The sequence below is a fragment of the Sinorhizobium sp. M4_45 genome (assembly GCF_002885915.1).
Classification (GTDB): Bacteria; Pseudomonadota; Alphaproteobacteria; order Rhizobiales; family Rhizobiaceae; genus Sinorhizobium; species Sinorhizobium meliloti_A.
Genome location: NZ_NWVE01000001.1, coordinates 60462 through 74098, shown reverse-complemented (window position 1 = coordinate 74098; position 13637 = coordinate 60462). Strand labels below are relative to the sequence as shown.

General features: G+C 63.5%; 12 protein-coding genes. All 12 read right to left on the bottom strand.

The window, feature by feature from the left end; all coding sequences use genetic code 11:
• A complete protein-coding gene (locus tag CN933_RS00350; protein ID WP_018095806.1) occupies nt 1–1629 on the bottom strand; it encodes a dipeptide ABC transporter ATP-binding protein in 1629 nt (542 codons plus the stop codon).
• Nucleotides 1626–2444 carry an ABC transporter permease gene (locus tag CN933_RS00345; RefSeq protein WP_018095807.1) on the bottom strand — a complete coding sequence of 273 codons (819 nt, stop codon included), beginning with the start codon at nt 2442–2444 and terminating at the stop codon, nt 1626–1628. The genes CN933_RS00350 and CN933_RS00345 overlap by 4 nt, the downstream gene beginning before the upstream one ends.
• A complete protein-coding gene (locus CN933_RS00340) occupies nt 2441–3385 on the bottom strand; it encodes an ABC transporter permease (RefSeq protein ID WP_018095808.1) in 945 nt (314 codons plus the stop codon). Before CN933_RS00340 ends, CN933_RS00345 begins: the two co-directional genes overlap by 4 nt.
• A gap of 179 nt (nt 3386–3564) precedes the next feature.
• On the bottom strand, nt 3565–4470 hold the full coding sequence (locus CN933_RS00335; protein ID WP_018095809.1) for a LysR family transcriptional regulator: 906 nt from the start codon (nt 4468–4470) through the stop codon (nt 3565–3567).
• Nucleotides 4471–4734: 264 nt separating this feature from the next.
• Nucleotides 4735–5784, bottom strand: a complete 1050-nt coding sequence (locus CN933_RS00330; protein WP_018095810.1) for an ABC transporter permease — start codon at nt 5782–5784, stop codon at nt 4735–4737.
• Between the two features lie 9 nt (nt 5785–5793).
• Nucleotides 5794–7278, bottom strand: coding sequence for a sugar ABC transporter ATP-binding protein (locus tag CN933_RS00325; protein ID WP_018095811.1), 1485 nt, complete (start codon nt 7276–7278; stop codon nt 5794–5796).
• 132 nt (nt 7279–7410) lie between these two features.
• Complete coding sequence (locus CN933_RS00320) at nt 7411–8598, bottom strand: sugar ABC transporter substrate-binding protein (protein ID WP_018095812.1); 1188 nt, start codon at nt 8596–8598, stop codon at nt 7411–7413.
• A gap of 454 nt (nt 8599–9052) precedes the next feature.
• Nucleotides 9053–9826, bottom strand: a complete 774-nt coding sequence (locus tag CN933_RS00315) for an SDR family oxidoreductase (RefSeq protein ID WP_018095813.1) — start codon at nt 9824–9826, stop codon at nt 9053–9055.
• Nucleotides 9827–9867: 41 nt separating this feature from the next.
• Nucleotides 9868–11304: an aldehyde dehydrogenase gene (aldA, locus tag CN933_RS00310; RefSeq protein WP_018095814.1), complete on the bottom strand. Its 1437-nt coding sequence runs from the start codon at nt 11302–11304 to the stop codon at nt 9868–9870.
• A gap of 29 nt (nt 11305–11333) precedes the next feature.
• On the bottom strand, nt 11334–12329 hold the full coding sequence (locus tag CN933_RS00305; protein ID WP_102761186.1) for a zinc-binding dehydrogenase: 996 nt from the start codon (nt 12327–12329) through the stop codon (nt 11334–11336).
• A gap of 8 nt (nt 12330–12337) precedes the next feature.
• Nucleotides 12338–13129 (bottom strand): SDR family NAD(P)-dependent oxidoreductase, encoded by a 792-nt coding sequence (locus tag CN933_RS00300; protein WP_018095816.1) that lies wholly within the window; start codon nt 13127–13129, stop codon nt 12338–12340.
• Complete coding sequence (locus CN933_RS00295) at nt 13107–13634, bottom strand: 2,4'-dihydroxyacetophenone dioxygenase family protein (RefSeq protein ID WP_026168681.1); 528 nt, start codon at nt 13632–13634, stop codon at nt 13107–13109. The genes CN933_RS00300 and CN933_RS00295 overlap by 23 nt, the downstream gene beginning before the upstream one ends.
• Nucleotides 13635–13637: the final 3 nt, after the last annotated feature.

The window sequence follows — 13637 nt, the reverse complement described above, 5'->3', positions numbered from 1 at the left end:
TCAATTCTCCAGACGCCATTTGAGTGTCACGCCGCCCTTTTCGTTCTGGTCGAGGGCGGGAATGGCCGAGAGAAGCCGGCGCGTATAGGCTTCCTTCGGACTGTCGAAAATCGTGTCGCGATCTCCCTCCTCGATGATCCGGCCGTCCTGCATGACGACGACGCGGTCGGCCACCTGTTCGACGACGCCGAGGTCGTGACTGATGAACAGGCAGGAAAAGCCGTAGCGTTTTTGCAGATCCGAGAAGAGATCGAGGACCTGCGCCCTGACCGTCACGTCGAGCGCGGATACCGGTTCGTCCGCGATCAGGAAGCGCGGGCGCCGCGCGATCGCACGCGCAATGGCGACGCGTTGGCGCTGACCTCCGGAGAGTTCGTGCGCATAGCGGCCGGCATAGTCGACCCCGAGGCCGACTTCCTCCAGCGTTTCCAGGGTACGCTTGCGCTTGGCCTTGCCATCGAGGCCCGGGACCAGCCTCAGCGCCTCCTCGACCAGCGCGTCGATGGTCATGCGCGGATCGAGCGATGAATAGGGATCCTGGAACACCATCTGGCAGTTGAGCCGATAATCGGTCCAGTTTTCGGTGCGCGGCCGTCCCTGGAACTGGATGCGGCCCTCGCTTTCCGTGACGAGACCGGCAATGGTTCGGCCGAGCGTCGTCTTGCCGGAACCGGAACCGCCGACGAGTGCCACGACCTCGCCCTCGTGAATGTCGATGCTGACGCCATGCAGCGCGCGCTTCGGCCTGTTCTTCCTGAACAGCGACTTTCGGCCCGCATAGTCCACGATGATATCGCGGGCCGAGATCATGGGCACCCTCGTCATGTCGATCTGGCGCGCCCGGCCGCGGAAGGGCAGCGAGGAGAGGAGCTTCTTTGTGTAGGGGTGCTGCGGTGCCTTGAGCAGGTCCTCGGTCCGGCCCTGTTCCACGATCGAGCCCTTTTCCATCACGACGATACGGCTCGTGTAGCGCGCCACCATCGGAAGATCGTGGCTGATCAGCAAAACGGCCGTACCTTCCGCCCGCGTCAGTTCCACCATCAGTTCCATCACGTCGCGCTGGATGACGGCATCGAGTGCAGTGGTCGGCTCATCGGCAATCAGCAGCGACGGCTTCAAGAGCATGACGGAGGCGAGCATGATGCGCTGGCGCATGCCGCCCGAAAACTCGTGCGGATAGGAGGCAAGCGCCCCCTCCGGATCGCGGATTCCGACCCGCTTCAACATGTCGAGGATGAGGGAGCGTCGCTCCTGCGCCGAGGCCTTGGTGTGCAGGATGAGGCCTTCCTCCAGCTGCCGGCCGATCGTCATCGACGGGTTGAGCGAGGTCATCGGCTCCTGGAAGACGACGCCGATCTCTGCACCGCGCAGATGGCGAAGCTCATTTTCCTTCATCTTCAGCACGTCGCGGCCCCTGTAGGACACCGACCCGCCGGCGACCTTGACGGTCGGCGGCAGCAGCGAGATCAGCGCTCGGGTCGCCAGCGTCTTGCCGGAGCCGCTTTCGCCGACGATGCCGAAGATCTCGCCCGGCGCGAGGTCGAAGGAGACCGACTTGACGACCTGATGGCCGGTTCTTGCGACTTCAAGCGCAAGGCCGCAGACGGTGAGAAGCTTGTCCATCGTCATTTCAGGCCCCTCATGCGCGGGTCGAGCCGGTCGCGGAGCGCGTCGCCCAGAAGATTGATGCCAAGCAGCGTCAGCGCGATGCACAGGCCGGGGAACAATCCGAGCCATGCGGCCTGCTGGAGGAATGGCCGCCCGGCCGCCAGCATGTTGCCCCAGGTCGGCGCCGGAGGCGGCACGCCGAGGCCCAGAAACGAGAGCGCGCTTTCCGACAGGATGGCCCAGCCGAACATGGAGGTGGCGAGAACCGTGATCGGCGCCACGCAATTCGGCAGGATATGGCGCAACATCGTATAAAGTTCGCCATTTCCCATCACCCGCGAGGCCTCGATGAACTCCCGCTCCCTCAGCGAAAGCACGGCGCCGCGCACGACGCGCGCCATGGAAGGCGTATAGGCGATGCCGAGCGCGAAAATGATGCCGTACTGGTTGGCGCCGAAAACGGCGAGCAGCCCGAGCGCCAGCAATATGCCGGGAAAAGCGAGAAGCGCGTTGTTGACAGCCATGATGATGCCGTCCACCCAGCCGCGCGCATAACCGCTGATGAGGCCTATGAGCGTCCCCCAGACAGTGGCGAAGCCGACGGTGAGCGCGCCGATCCAGACGCTGGCTCGGGCGCCGACCATCAGGCGGCTCAAGACGTCCCGGCCGAATTCGTCGGTGCCGAGCAGATGCGCGCTGCCGGGAGCTGCAAGCCGCGCGGTGAAGGAGAGCTTCATCGGGTCGAAGGGTGTCCAGAAGAGACCGACGGCAGCGGTGACGATCAGGGTGGCGATCAGGATGCCGCCGATCAGTCCGTTGAGGGTGAAGTTTTTCATTCGGCGACAACACGCGGATCGAAGAGAGGGTAGAGAAGGTCGACGACGAGGTTGACCAGCACATAGGAGAGCGAAACGAACAGAAGGCATCCCTGGATGACCGGGTAGTCGCGCGCGAAAATGCTGTCCACCATCAGTCGGCCGAGCCCCGGAATGGTGAAGACCGTCTCGATGACGGCAATGCCGCCCAGCAGATTGCCCAGGATGAGGCCGATCATCGTCCAGGTCGGACCGAAGGCGTTCTTGAACGCATGGCGCCAGAGCACGGCGCTTTCCGACAGCCCTTTCGCACGGGCGTGGGTAATGTAGTCGAGACGCAGCACTTCCAACGTGGAGGCACGCGCCATGCGGATCAGCACTCCCGCTTCATGGATGACCAGCGTCACGACGGGCAGGACGAGATAGAGCAGACCGGCGGTCAGATTGTCGCCGATCGAGACATAGCCCAGAACAGGCAGCCAGCCGAGTTCAAGCCCGAAAAGCAACAGCAGCAGCAAGCCGAGCCAGAAGGTCGGGATGGACAGAAGAACCGTTGCCGTTCCAACCAGAGCCAGGTCCGTCAGGCTATTCTGACGCCACGCGGCAATTACGCCGGCCGGTACGGCAATCAGGCTTGCCAGAAGCACGGCGACGACCACGATCTCCGCACTCACCAGAAAGCGCGAAACGACCAGCGGCAGCACGGCCTCGTCATTGACGATCGAGCGGCCGAAATCGCCTCGCAGCACATCGCCGGCCCAGATCAGGAATTGTTGGGGCATGGACTTGTCGAGACCGAGCTCCACGCGCATTGCTGCGATCTGATCGGGCTGAGCCATGTCCCCCAGCATCAGCGCGGCGGGGTCACCGGGAATGAAGCGGATCAGTGCAAAGACCGCCACGGCGACAAGCACGATCGTCGGAATCGCCATCATCAGACGGCTCAGGATAAAGCGTAGCATCGGTTCCCCACGATTGATGGTCGAGTTGAAATCGAGCCATCATCGGCTTCTTCGGCCCAGACTATGCGGGAATGAGGAATGACGCGCAATATTATGCATATTCGTCATAGCCTTATGCGGGCTTTGGAAGATTGCGGAGCAATGGAACTGAGGGCTCAAAAAGAGCCAGTATTTTGCTTTTATTGATCTTCTTGCGAAAGTCGGATCTGCTTCTTCAGGGCGTCGCTGAGTGCCTGGGCGGCGATGGAGAGCGGAACTCCGGCGGCACGCACCAATCCGAATTCCTGTGTCGCGCGAGGCACGAACGGCCGGTATACGACGGGCAGGTGACGGTAGAGATTCGCATAGAAGCTGCTGATGATCGACACGCCCAGTCCATGCGCGACATAGGAGCACGCCGAACTGTTGGTGTGGGTTTCGATCTTGACCATCTGCTTTACCCCCGCCCGCTGAAAGGCCTGGTCGAGCGCCATGCGGTTCGGCCGCTGCCGACCGATCAGGATGAGCGGCACGTTTCGCAGATGCTTGATGGTGATCTCGGGCAATTCGGCAAGCGAGTGATCCTTCGGAACGACGCAGACGCTTTCACCGCTCGCAACCTTGTCGATTGCAATGCCCGGCCCCGTTTCGCCTTCGATACGTAAAAAACCGAGGTCGATCACGCGTTCCTCGACCAGTTTGGTGATCGCCGTGGTCGTCTCGAAGAACGTTTCGATGCGAACGCCTGGAAAATCCCTGACATAGTCGATCAACATGGCGGGTGCGAAATTTTCCCACATGCTGCTCGGCAGCCCGATGCGGACGATCTCCGGCCCGGAGGAGCCGTTGCGAAGATCCTCCGCATGGCCGGACATGCGCTCGATGGCCAGCAGGACGTTTTGCGCATCACGCCCAAGAACCGTCGCCTCCGGAGTCGGAATCAACCGGCCCTTGTCGCGGGCGAAAAGCGTGATGGCCAGATCGCTTTCAAGCTGCTGCAGCATGCGGCTCACTCCCGACTGGCTGAGACCCATGGCCTTCGCGGTCGCGATGGTCGAGCCGGTTGCAAGGAGTGTCCGCAGGACTTCCAGTTGCTTGATGTTCATGGGGTCAACACCTTCGATGGCGGCATGTTCGTCCCGGCCAGCCGGAAATGCCCTGCTGGAAGGCCGGCGGTATCTTCGACAGAGGAAGCTCTTCGCCGCCGACAAAGCAATAGGTGAGCGTCAGATAGAGCGTTTCACTGTGTCATTTAATGGCTGAAACGCTCTGTCGCTTTGAATCTACGCACTTCCTGACGGAAAACCGCGCACACTTTTCCGCCTCCGCTCTATTGCAGCGCCGGGCTCGAGGCTTGCTCTTCATGGACCTCAAACGCGGGTCATGCTGCGACGGCGCCATTGGTCGAAGATCACCACGACCACGATGACGACGCCCTGCGCGATGCGCTGCCAGAACGGGCTGACATCGAGCAGGTTGAGGCCGTTACCGAGCACGCCGATGATGGCCGCGCCGATGATCGATCCCCACACACCGCCTTCGCCGCCGAAGAGATTGGTGCCGCCGATGACGACGGAGGCGATGGAACGCAGCTCCTCGCCATCCGCCATAAGCGCATTGGCGGAGTTGAGGCGCCCGACCAGGATGATACCCGCGATCGCCGCCAGCAGACCGGAAATGGCATAGGTCATGATCTTGGTCCGGGAAATGCTGATGCCGGACGAATGGGCGGCCGCACGGTTGCCGCCGACGGCATAGATCGCTCGCCCGAGCGCGGTGTAGCGAAGCACGTACCAGCCGGCAGCCGCGCAGAGGAGAGCGATGAGCGCGCTCACCGGCACGCCGAAGAGCTGGCCGCCGCCGACCCAGATCAGGCCTTCGGGAAGTTGCCGGCCGGCATTGAAGGAGGGGACGGGCAGGCCGTCGGTGACCAGCAGCGCCGCGCCGCGGAACGCCGTCATCGTGCCGAGCGTCGCGATGAAATCCGGGATCTTGAACTTGGAGATGAGCCAGCCGTTGAGCGCACCGGCGCCCATGCCGATCAAAATCCCGATGAGGATCGCCACCGGCGGCGGCACGAAGCCGAAATCGATACCGAACAGCACGAGCGGCTGCGTGAGCAGGACGGCGGTTATCGAGGCGGAAAGCGCCGCAATGGCCGCGACCGAGAGATCTATGCCGCCCGTCAGGATGACAAATGTCTGCCCGACCGCGAGAATGGCGACGAATGCGGACTGCCGTGCCACGTTGGAAAGGTTGTCGAACGTCAAGAAGTTGGATGTGGCAAAGGCGAGATAGGCCATCAGCAGGACCAGGGCGATCAGCGGACCAGCCTGGAAGACGACCGCCTTCAACTTCGCCTTACGGGCACCAGCCGCACCGGCCGGGATGTCCGGATTCTTTTCCGCACGCATATCCATTCCCACTCCCTAGCTTGCATATCGCAGCAGGTTGTGCTGCGATATGTCTTCCCTCGGCAGCTCCGCCGAGAGGCGTCCGCTCCGCATGACCAGCACGCGGTCCGCCATGCCGATCAGTTCGTTGAGCTCCGAAGAGATCATCAGAATTGACGCGCCTTCCGACACCAGCCGGCTCATCACCGCGAACACTTCCGCCTTGGCGCCGACGTCGATGCCGCGGGTCGGCTCGTCGAAAATCAGGATCCGCGCGCCGCTCGACATCCACCGCGCCAGAATGACCTTCTGCTGATTGCCGCCGCTGAAGAAGAACAGCTTGTGCGTGGACGACGCCGGACGGATGCGCAGATCGGAAATGTAGCGGCTGCCCTCCTCGCGCTCGCGCGTAAGATCGAGACGCGACAGAAGCGACTTCCCGGAAAGCCAGGAGAGGCTGAGATTGGGACCGACCGGCTGCATCGGCACGAGGCTCTGCCGGCGGTCACGCGAGATCAAGCCGAGGCCGGCCGCGATCGCGTCCGAGGAATGCCGGAAATCCGCGCGGCTGCCCCCGACCTCGATCGAACCGGCCTTGACCGCCTGCAAGCCGAACAGGGCGTTGGCGATCTCGGCCTGTCCCGCGCCCATAAGCCCGTAGATGCCGAGGATTTCGCCGCGGCGGAGGATGAAGGAAAGATCCTTAAGTGTGCGGCCGGAGGCGAGGTTTTCGACGGCCAGCACGGGCGCCCCCAGTTCCACCGTTTCCTTGGGAAACTGTTCTTCCAGCCTGCGGCCGACCATCAGCCTGATCACCGTCGCCTCGTCCGCCTTGTCGGCGGGCAGCGTCTCCACGACGAGGCCGTCGCGCAGCACCGTAACGCGATCGGCGATCATCGGAATTTCCGAGAGGTGATGGGAAATGTAGATGATGCCGTGACCGCGCTGTTTCAGGCGACGAATGACATCGAAGAGCCGGCTGCGCTCATTATCCGAGAGTGCCGAGGTGGGCTCATCGAGCAGAAGGATGCGCGGGCCGCGCTCCAGGACGCGGGTAATCTCGATCAATTGCTGCTCGGCCACTTCGAGGGTGCGCACTTCGGCCGTCGGGTCGATGGAAACGCCGAGCGCCTCGAGTGCGCGGCACGCGTCCTCGTAGGCCTTGCCCCAGTCTATCCTGCCGAAAGCCTTGCGCGGCATCCGGCCGAGCAGGATGTTTTCGGCGACGCTGAGCGCCGGGATAAGACTCAGTTCCTGATGCACGAGGCCGATGCCGAGTTCCGTGGCAAGCGTCGGCGTCAGCGCCGAAACCTTCCGGCCACCCACCACGATTGCCCCGCCGGTCGGCGCATGCTCGCCGGCGAGAATCTTCATCAACGTCGACTTGCCCGCGCCGTTTTCGCCGAGAAGCACCTGCACCTCGCCCGCGCGCACTTCGAGCGAGATCGACTTCAATGCCACGACACCGGGGAAGCGCTTCTCGATATTCTCGAGCTTCAGAAGGATTTCGTGTTGATCCATGCCCCACAACTACCGCTAGGAACCGGCACGGAACGTGCCCTTTCTATCTCTGCATGCCGTTTGCATCTGCATACAAGCGGCGGCGCGGAGCACCCCTCTCTCGAGAGGATGCTCCGCAGCCCTGGGAGAAGCTCAGTCGGCTTTCTTGCAGTTCGCCCGGATGGTCTTCCAGTCGATCGGCTCAAGCTTCGGTTCCGGATAGAAGTTGCGCGCATTCGCCTCGTAAACGCTGCGCGGGCGAATGTCGAAGGTCTTCGGCACTTCCAGACCGCAGGCGAGTTCGACGGCAAACTTGGTGCCGAACCAACCCCAATCGGCGAAGCCGTGGGTCGTTTCGGCGATCATCTTGCCCTCGGCTATGCGGTCGACCGACTCCGGCGTGACGTCATTGGTGAAGATCGCCACCTTCTTGTCACCGACAGTCGCGCCGTCCTGTGTGGTTTCGAGCCGGTTCTGCGAGCCGGCGACGAGCATCGCGCCGAGGCCCATCTCGTTCGACGCCGCCCAGATGAAATCGAGATCGCCCTGATTGGCCTGCAGGATATCCTCGGCGCAACGCGTGCCCTTCTCGCGGTTCCAGTCGCCGGCGCAGGTGCCGCCGACGATCTCGATACCCGGGAACTGCTCGAGCACCTTGCGGAATCCGTCGAGGCGGGCCGTCGAGAAGAAGCCGCCGGCAACGCCCTCGATGATGGCACCGCGCGCCTTGATCTTGGCCTTGTCCTCGGCCGAGAGCTTGGAAGCGATACCCTCCCAGAACTTCAGGTCGAGATAGGTGCCGGGTTCGACATCGACCTTGTCGCCGCTACCGAGCACGCCCGGACCGCCGAAATAGTCTACGACCGAATAGGCGCTCACCTCCGCGCCCTGCGTGTTGTCGAAGCCGATGTAGGACGAGACGTCAACGCCGTCGATCGGTTCGAGCAGATTGACGACGACGACCGGGATGCCGGCTTCCGTCGCGCGGGCAAGGGCCGGCTTGACGGTCGCGACTTCAGCCGGGGAAACGGCGATGAGGTCGACCTTGCGCTGGATCATGTCCTCGATGATGCTGACCTGCTCGGCGAAGGCCGTGGGGCTGGTGGGCGACTTCGTCAGAACCTTGACGTTGAAACCATTCTTATTGGCGTCCTCGGCAGCCAGCTCGAAGAAATTCGTGGCCGTCTTGAAGACGCCGGTAATGTCCGGCGGCACCCAGCCGATGGTAACGTCGATATTTTCGCCGTCCTGCGCAACGGCCGGCACAGCGCCCAGCATCGGCAAGAGTGCGATAGTGGCCGCCGCTGCGAACAGCGATGATTTTGCGAGCTTTTTGTACATAGCTCCCCTCCCTGTCGAATTCTCCTCCACACGTGCGGCGGACGCCGACCGGCTGTCCCACTCTCACGCAGGGACATGCTAGACAATGCTATTTCGTAATTCAACTACATTTTTAGTGATCGTGTTTGCGGCGAGTCATTCCTCGCTTCAGGAAAATGCCCACAAACTTGGCCGAGCATCAGGGAGCGCTAGATGAATCAGACGGGGAATCTTTGCTGGATAGGTAGCTTGACTACGAAAAACCCAAGAGCAAGAGGCACCGACAGAAATCACTGTCGGCGCTTATTTATCATGTTGTACGTATAGCATGTCATGCGGATAAATCAAACCGGATCGGGTCCCCCTCCCTGTCCGCAATCCCCGGAAAACCGCTACGCACTTTTCCTGGAATTGCTCTGGTCCTCTGCCGCAATCCCGGACGGAAAACCGCTACGCACTTTTCCTGGGATTGCTCTTACCAGCAAGTATAGCCGGCATCCGCGGCAACGATGGACCCGGTCATGAGGCTGGAGGCGTCGGACGCCAGGAAGAGCACGACCGAGGCGATCTCGTCCGGCTGGCCGAGACGATGCATCGGCGTCATGTCCAGCCATTGCTCGTACATCGGCTTGTCCTCCTTGGCGAAAGTCAGAAGCGGCGTGTCGATATAGGTCGGTGCGACCGAGTTCACCCGCACGCCGCGGGTCGCCCACTCGGCAGCAAGCGAGCGGGTCAGGTGATGGACGCCCGCCTTGGCCGCATTGTAGTGCACCTGCTGTTGCGGCCGGTTGACGATGGTGCCGGACATGGAACCGATCGTGACGATCGATCCCCTGCCCTTGGCCAGCATATGCCTGCCGAAGGCCCGGCAGGACCGGAAAGCGCCGCTGAGATTGATGCCGATCATCCGCTCCCAGTCTGCATCCGAGAGCTCTTCGGCCGGAACGCCGGCATGGGCGATCCCGGCATTTGCGACGAGGATGTCGGCCGCCCTGCCGCCATCTGCCAGCCGGTCCGCCACCGCATTGATGGAAGCACTGTCGCCGATGTCGATCAGGTCGGTCTCGACGGCGTATCCTTTGGCTGCCAGCGCGGCCCGACCGGCTTCGCAGCGCTCCACGCTGACGTCGGTGAGCACGACCGCCGCGCCGGCTTCGCAAAGCGCTTCCGCGCAGGCGAGCCCGATCCCCTGCCCGGCTCCCGTCACCACGGCCACGCGGCCGGAAAGATCGAATTTTCTGAGGTACATACCATTCCTTTCTGGCCGGGCACTGCCGGTCCGTTCCCACCTCAGCCGTGCTGGATATAGACGGCTTGCGTTTCCATGTACTCGTAGAAGCCGTGCTTGCCGTCCGCACCGCCGATCCCGGATTTCTTGCGGCCGGCATGGAAGCCCTGATAGGCCTCGCCGTTTTCCCGGTTGATATAGGTCTCGCCGAACTGCAGGCGCCGCGTGACGCGCATCGCCTTGTTGAGATCCTGCGTGTAGAGCGATGACGTCAGGCCGTATTCGGTGTCGTTGGCGAAGTGGACCGCCTCGTCCGCATCTTCGACGACGGCGACCGGCGCGACGGGACCGAATATCTCCTTGCGCATGATTTCCATGTCCGGGGTGCAGCCGGTAAGCACGGTCGGTTCATAGTGGTGGCCGCGATTGCGCTCGGCGCGCTTTCCGCCCAGCACCACCGAGGCCCCCGCCTCGCGTGCCCGGTCGACCATGGCCCCGACCTTGTCCAGTTGGACCGCATTGACGAGTGGCCCCATGTCGACGGTCCGCTCGGCGATCGGATCGCCATAGGTGACGGCCGCCATGCGTTTTATGAAGCGCTCCGTGAATTCGTCCGCCACCTGCCGCTCGACGAAGATGCGTTCCGCGCAGTTGCAGACCTGGCCGGTATTGATCACGCGCGACGCCGTGATGGCCTCCACCGCGATGTCGAGGTCGGCGTCCTTCAGTACGATCGCCGGGGCCTTGCCGCCGAGTTCGAGATTTACCCGTGTGAGATTCTTCGCCGCCGCCTCCATGATGGCGATGCCCGTCGGCACGCTGCCGGTGAAGCTGACGAGATCGATGCCCGGATGACCGGACAGGGCGGCGCCCGTCGTGCGCCCGCGCCCGGAAACCATGTTGAACACACCCTTCGGCAGGCCGACCTCATCCGCCAGCTCGGCGAAGAGAAACGCATTGAGCGGCGTTTCCTCGCTCGGCTTGATGACGATCGTATTGCCGGCAACGAGCGCCGGGGCGAGCTTGCGTCCGATCAGATAGAACGGAAAGTTCCAGGGCAGGATGCCGGCGACCACGCCGACCGGCACGCGATTGAGGTAGATCGTCTCGCCCTTTCGGTCGCTGGCGATGATCTCGCCCTCGATACGGCGCGCCCACTCGGCCATGTACTCCATCAGCCCGGCCATGCCGAGCACCTCGCCCCGGGCCAGGGACAGGATCTTGCCCTGTTCGCGGGAAATCGTTTCGGCGAGAACATCGACCTTGCCGCGGATCTTCTCGGCGATCGCCTTGACATAACCTGCCCGTTCGATGGGCGGCAGTTCCGACCAGGCGAATTGCGCCCTGCGCGCGGCGTCGACCGCCGCATCGACGATCTCGGCCGGGCCGTCCGGGATCTCCGCGATCTGCTCCGCGGTTGCCGGGTTGTACACGGCGATGCGGTCGGAGGTGCGGTCCTCGACAAACTGGCCGTCGATGTAGTGCGTGTTCCTGGACATGGTGTTTTTCCCGTGTTGCATTGTTCTCGTCAGGCATCCGGCGCGACGCGGGCGACGATCTTGCCCGTCACCGCCCGGCGCCGCAGCCGCCGCAGCGCGTCCGGGACATCCCCGAGCGCCACGATCTCTTCGATCATCGGATCGATCCCGCCCGCCGCAAGACGCGCCATCATGTCATCGCCGATGCGGGCGAAATCGCGCTGGGTCGGCAGGTGTCCGGCATGATAGGCGCCGCCCAGAGCGACCTCGTGGATCGATGCGGCATAGGTATAGGACGGCACGTCGGTCATGACCGGCAGCGGGTCGATCGATACGAGATGTCCGTTGTAGTGAATAAAAGCGAGCGACTTGCGGGCGTCCCCGGGGTTGACGACTTCCAGCATGACATCGACGCCTTCGCCGCCCTCCGTTTCTGCCCGCACCTTCCGCAACAGGTCCGCGTCCCGGTAGTCGAAGACGACATCGGCGCCGAAGCCGCGAACGGCGGCGAAATGCTCCGGCCGCGCCAGCGCGATCACCTTCGCGCCGGCCTGATGGGCCAGTTGCGTGGCAAATCCGCCGACGCCGCCATTGGCGCCCTGGACAAGGACGGTCTGGCCCGCCTCGAGCCGTGCCTTTCGGAAGAGCGCCTGATAGGCCGTGTAGCCGGCGCAGGGGATGGCCGCCGCGTCGGTAAAGCCCACGCCGTCGGGCAGACGCGACGTGGCGTGCGCCTGTGTGAGGCAATATTCGGCGAAGACGCCGGCCTTCCAGAGGCTGTTGTGAACCACTGCCCGGTCGCCGACCTCCCAGCCTTCGACGCCCGGCCCGACCGCGTCGACGACACCGGCGGCGTCGAGCCCCAACACATGCGGATAGCTCCATTCCGGCTTGTGATCCAGGGTCAGCTTCCAGTCCACCGGATTGATCGAAACGGCGATGACCCTGAAGCGCAATTCGCCGGGACCTGGCTCGGCTATGGGCAGCTCGTCGAGCGTTACGTCGTCGAGCCGTGCCTGCGGTCCGGGGAGAACGATAGCCTTCACGTCGTGCCTCACATGGTCAGATAGCCGCCGTCGACGACCAGCACGCTGCCGGTAACGAAGCTTGCGAGCGGCGAGGATAGATAGAGAACACCACCGGCAACTTCCGCCGGCTCGCCCCAACGGTTAAGCGGCGTGCGGCCGATGATGGCCGCATTGCGCTCCGGGTTCTCGCGCAGGGCCGTCGTCAGGGGCGTCGCGATCCAGCCGGGCGCGATCGCATTCACCCGAATTTTATCGGCCGCATAGGCGATCGCCAGCGATTTTGTGAGCTGGGCGATGCCGCCCTTCGAGGCCGAATAGCCGGGCACCAGCCCTCCGCCGAAGAATGACAACATGGAAGCGGTGTTGACGATCGTGCCGGCGGCTTCCGCAAGGCGCGGCCGGGCGGCGGCACAGACGCGCATGGAGCCGTTGAGGTTGACGTCGACGACATCGGCGAACACATCCGGGTCGAGTTCGTCGTTACGGCGGATCACGCCGGCGCAGTTCACCAGGTGGTCCAGCCGCGGCAGATCGGCGACCAGAGCCTCGACGGCAGACCTGTCGCGCACGTCGAGCGTGGCGAATCGCACTCTCCCGAGTTCAGGCCGGTTTTTGGCGGCGGCAATCTCCGCCTCGGTGACGCCTGTGGCGAGCACGTCCGCGCCGAGTGCGGCGAAAGCCTCGCAGATCGCCGCCCCGATGCCGGAGGTCCCGCCGCTGACCATCACCTGCCGACCCTCGAAGAGGCCGGGGCGCAGGTAGGCGGCGGGATTGCCGGTCGCGCCGGTCCGCTCGTCAGCGGATGAACTGGTCGACATAATCCGCCCCCAGCCCGACCGCGTCGTAATGGGCGCGGCACATATCGATCTTGGTGAACACGTCCTCGAAACCGAGCGGCTCGCCGACGGCGTCGACGTAGTACATGATGCCGTTGACCTGGAAAAAGGTGATCATCTCCTCCACGTCGTCGGGCACGACCAGCGTGTGGGTTTCGCCCGGCGGCTCGAAGACATAGCCGCCCTCCTCGGCCACCCAGTCGTGCTCCAGATAGTGCCAGCGGCCCTTCAGCACGAAGCCGTGGACCGCCTGCGGATGCCGGTGGCGGCTGAGCACGCCGGATTTGCGAACTTTCAGCAGGTTCATCCAGTAGCCGGCGGAACGGTTGAGACAGAGCGGGCGAAACCAGACATTCTGCCCCTGCGGCACCCACACCCGGTCGTCGGCCGGGATCGCGTCGGGAATGACGATGTCGGGCAACGCCTCCTTCGGCATGGGATATTGATAGGGCATGCGCGGATTGGGATCGGTCTTCATGGGGGGCATGGC

Excerpts from the sequence above, each read along its gene's own strand:
- CN933_RS00295 (WP_026168681.1), bottom strand. The coding sequence starts at position 13,634 with ATGCCCCCCATGAAGACCGATCCCAATCCGCGCATGCCCTATCAATAT.
- CN933_RS00340 (WP_018095808.1), bottom strand. The coding sequence starts at position 3,385 with ATGCTACGCTTTATCCTGAGCCGTCTGATGATGGCGATTCCGACGATC.
- CN933_RS00330 (WP_018095810.1), bottom strand. The coding sequence starts at position 5,784 with ATGGATATGCGTGCGGAAAAGAATCCGGACATCCCGGCCGGTGCGGCT.
- CN933_RS00345 (WP_018095807.1), bottom strand. The coding sequence starts at position 2,444 with ATGAAAAACTTCACCCTCAACGGACTGATCGGCGGCATCCTGATCGCC.
- CN933_RS00335 (WP_018095809.1), bottom strand. The coding sequence starts at position 4,470 with ATGAACATCAAGCAACTGGAAGTCCTGCGGACACTCCTTGCAACCGGC.
- CN933_RS00320 (WP_018095812.1), bottom strand. The coding sequence starts at position 8,598 with ATGTACAAAAAGCTCGCAAAATCATCGCTGTTCGCAGCGGCGGCCACT.
- aldA (WP_018095814.1), bottom strand. The coding sequence starts at position 11,304 with ATGTCCAGGAACACGCACTACATCGACGGCCAGTTTGTCGAGGACCGC.
- CN933_RS00315 (WP_018095813.1), bottom strand. The coding sequence starts at position 9,826 with ATGTACCTCAGAAAATTCGATCTTTCCGGCCGCGTGGCCGTGGTGACG.
- CN933_RS00350 (WP_018095806.1), bottom strand. The coding sequence starts at position 1,629 with ATGACGATGGACAAGCTTCTCACCGTCTGCGGCCTTGCGCTTGAAGTC.
- CN933_RS00300 (WP_018095816.1), bottom strand. The coding sequence starts at position 13,129 with ATGTCGACCAGTTCATCCGCTGACGAGCGGACCGGCGCGACCGGCAAT.
- CN933_RS00325 (WP_018095811.1), bottom strand. The coding sequence starts at position 7,278 with ATGGATCAACACGAAATCCTTCTGAAGCTCGAGAATATCGAGAAGCGC.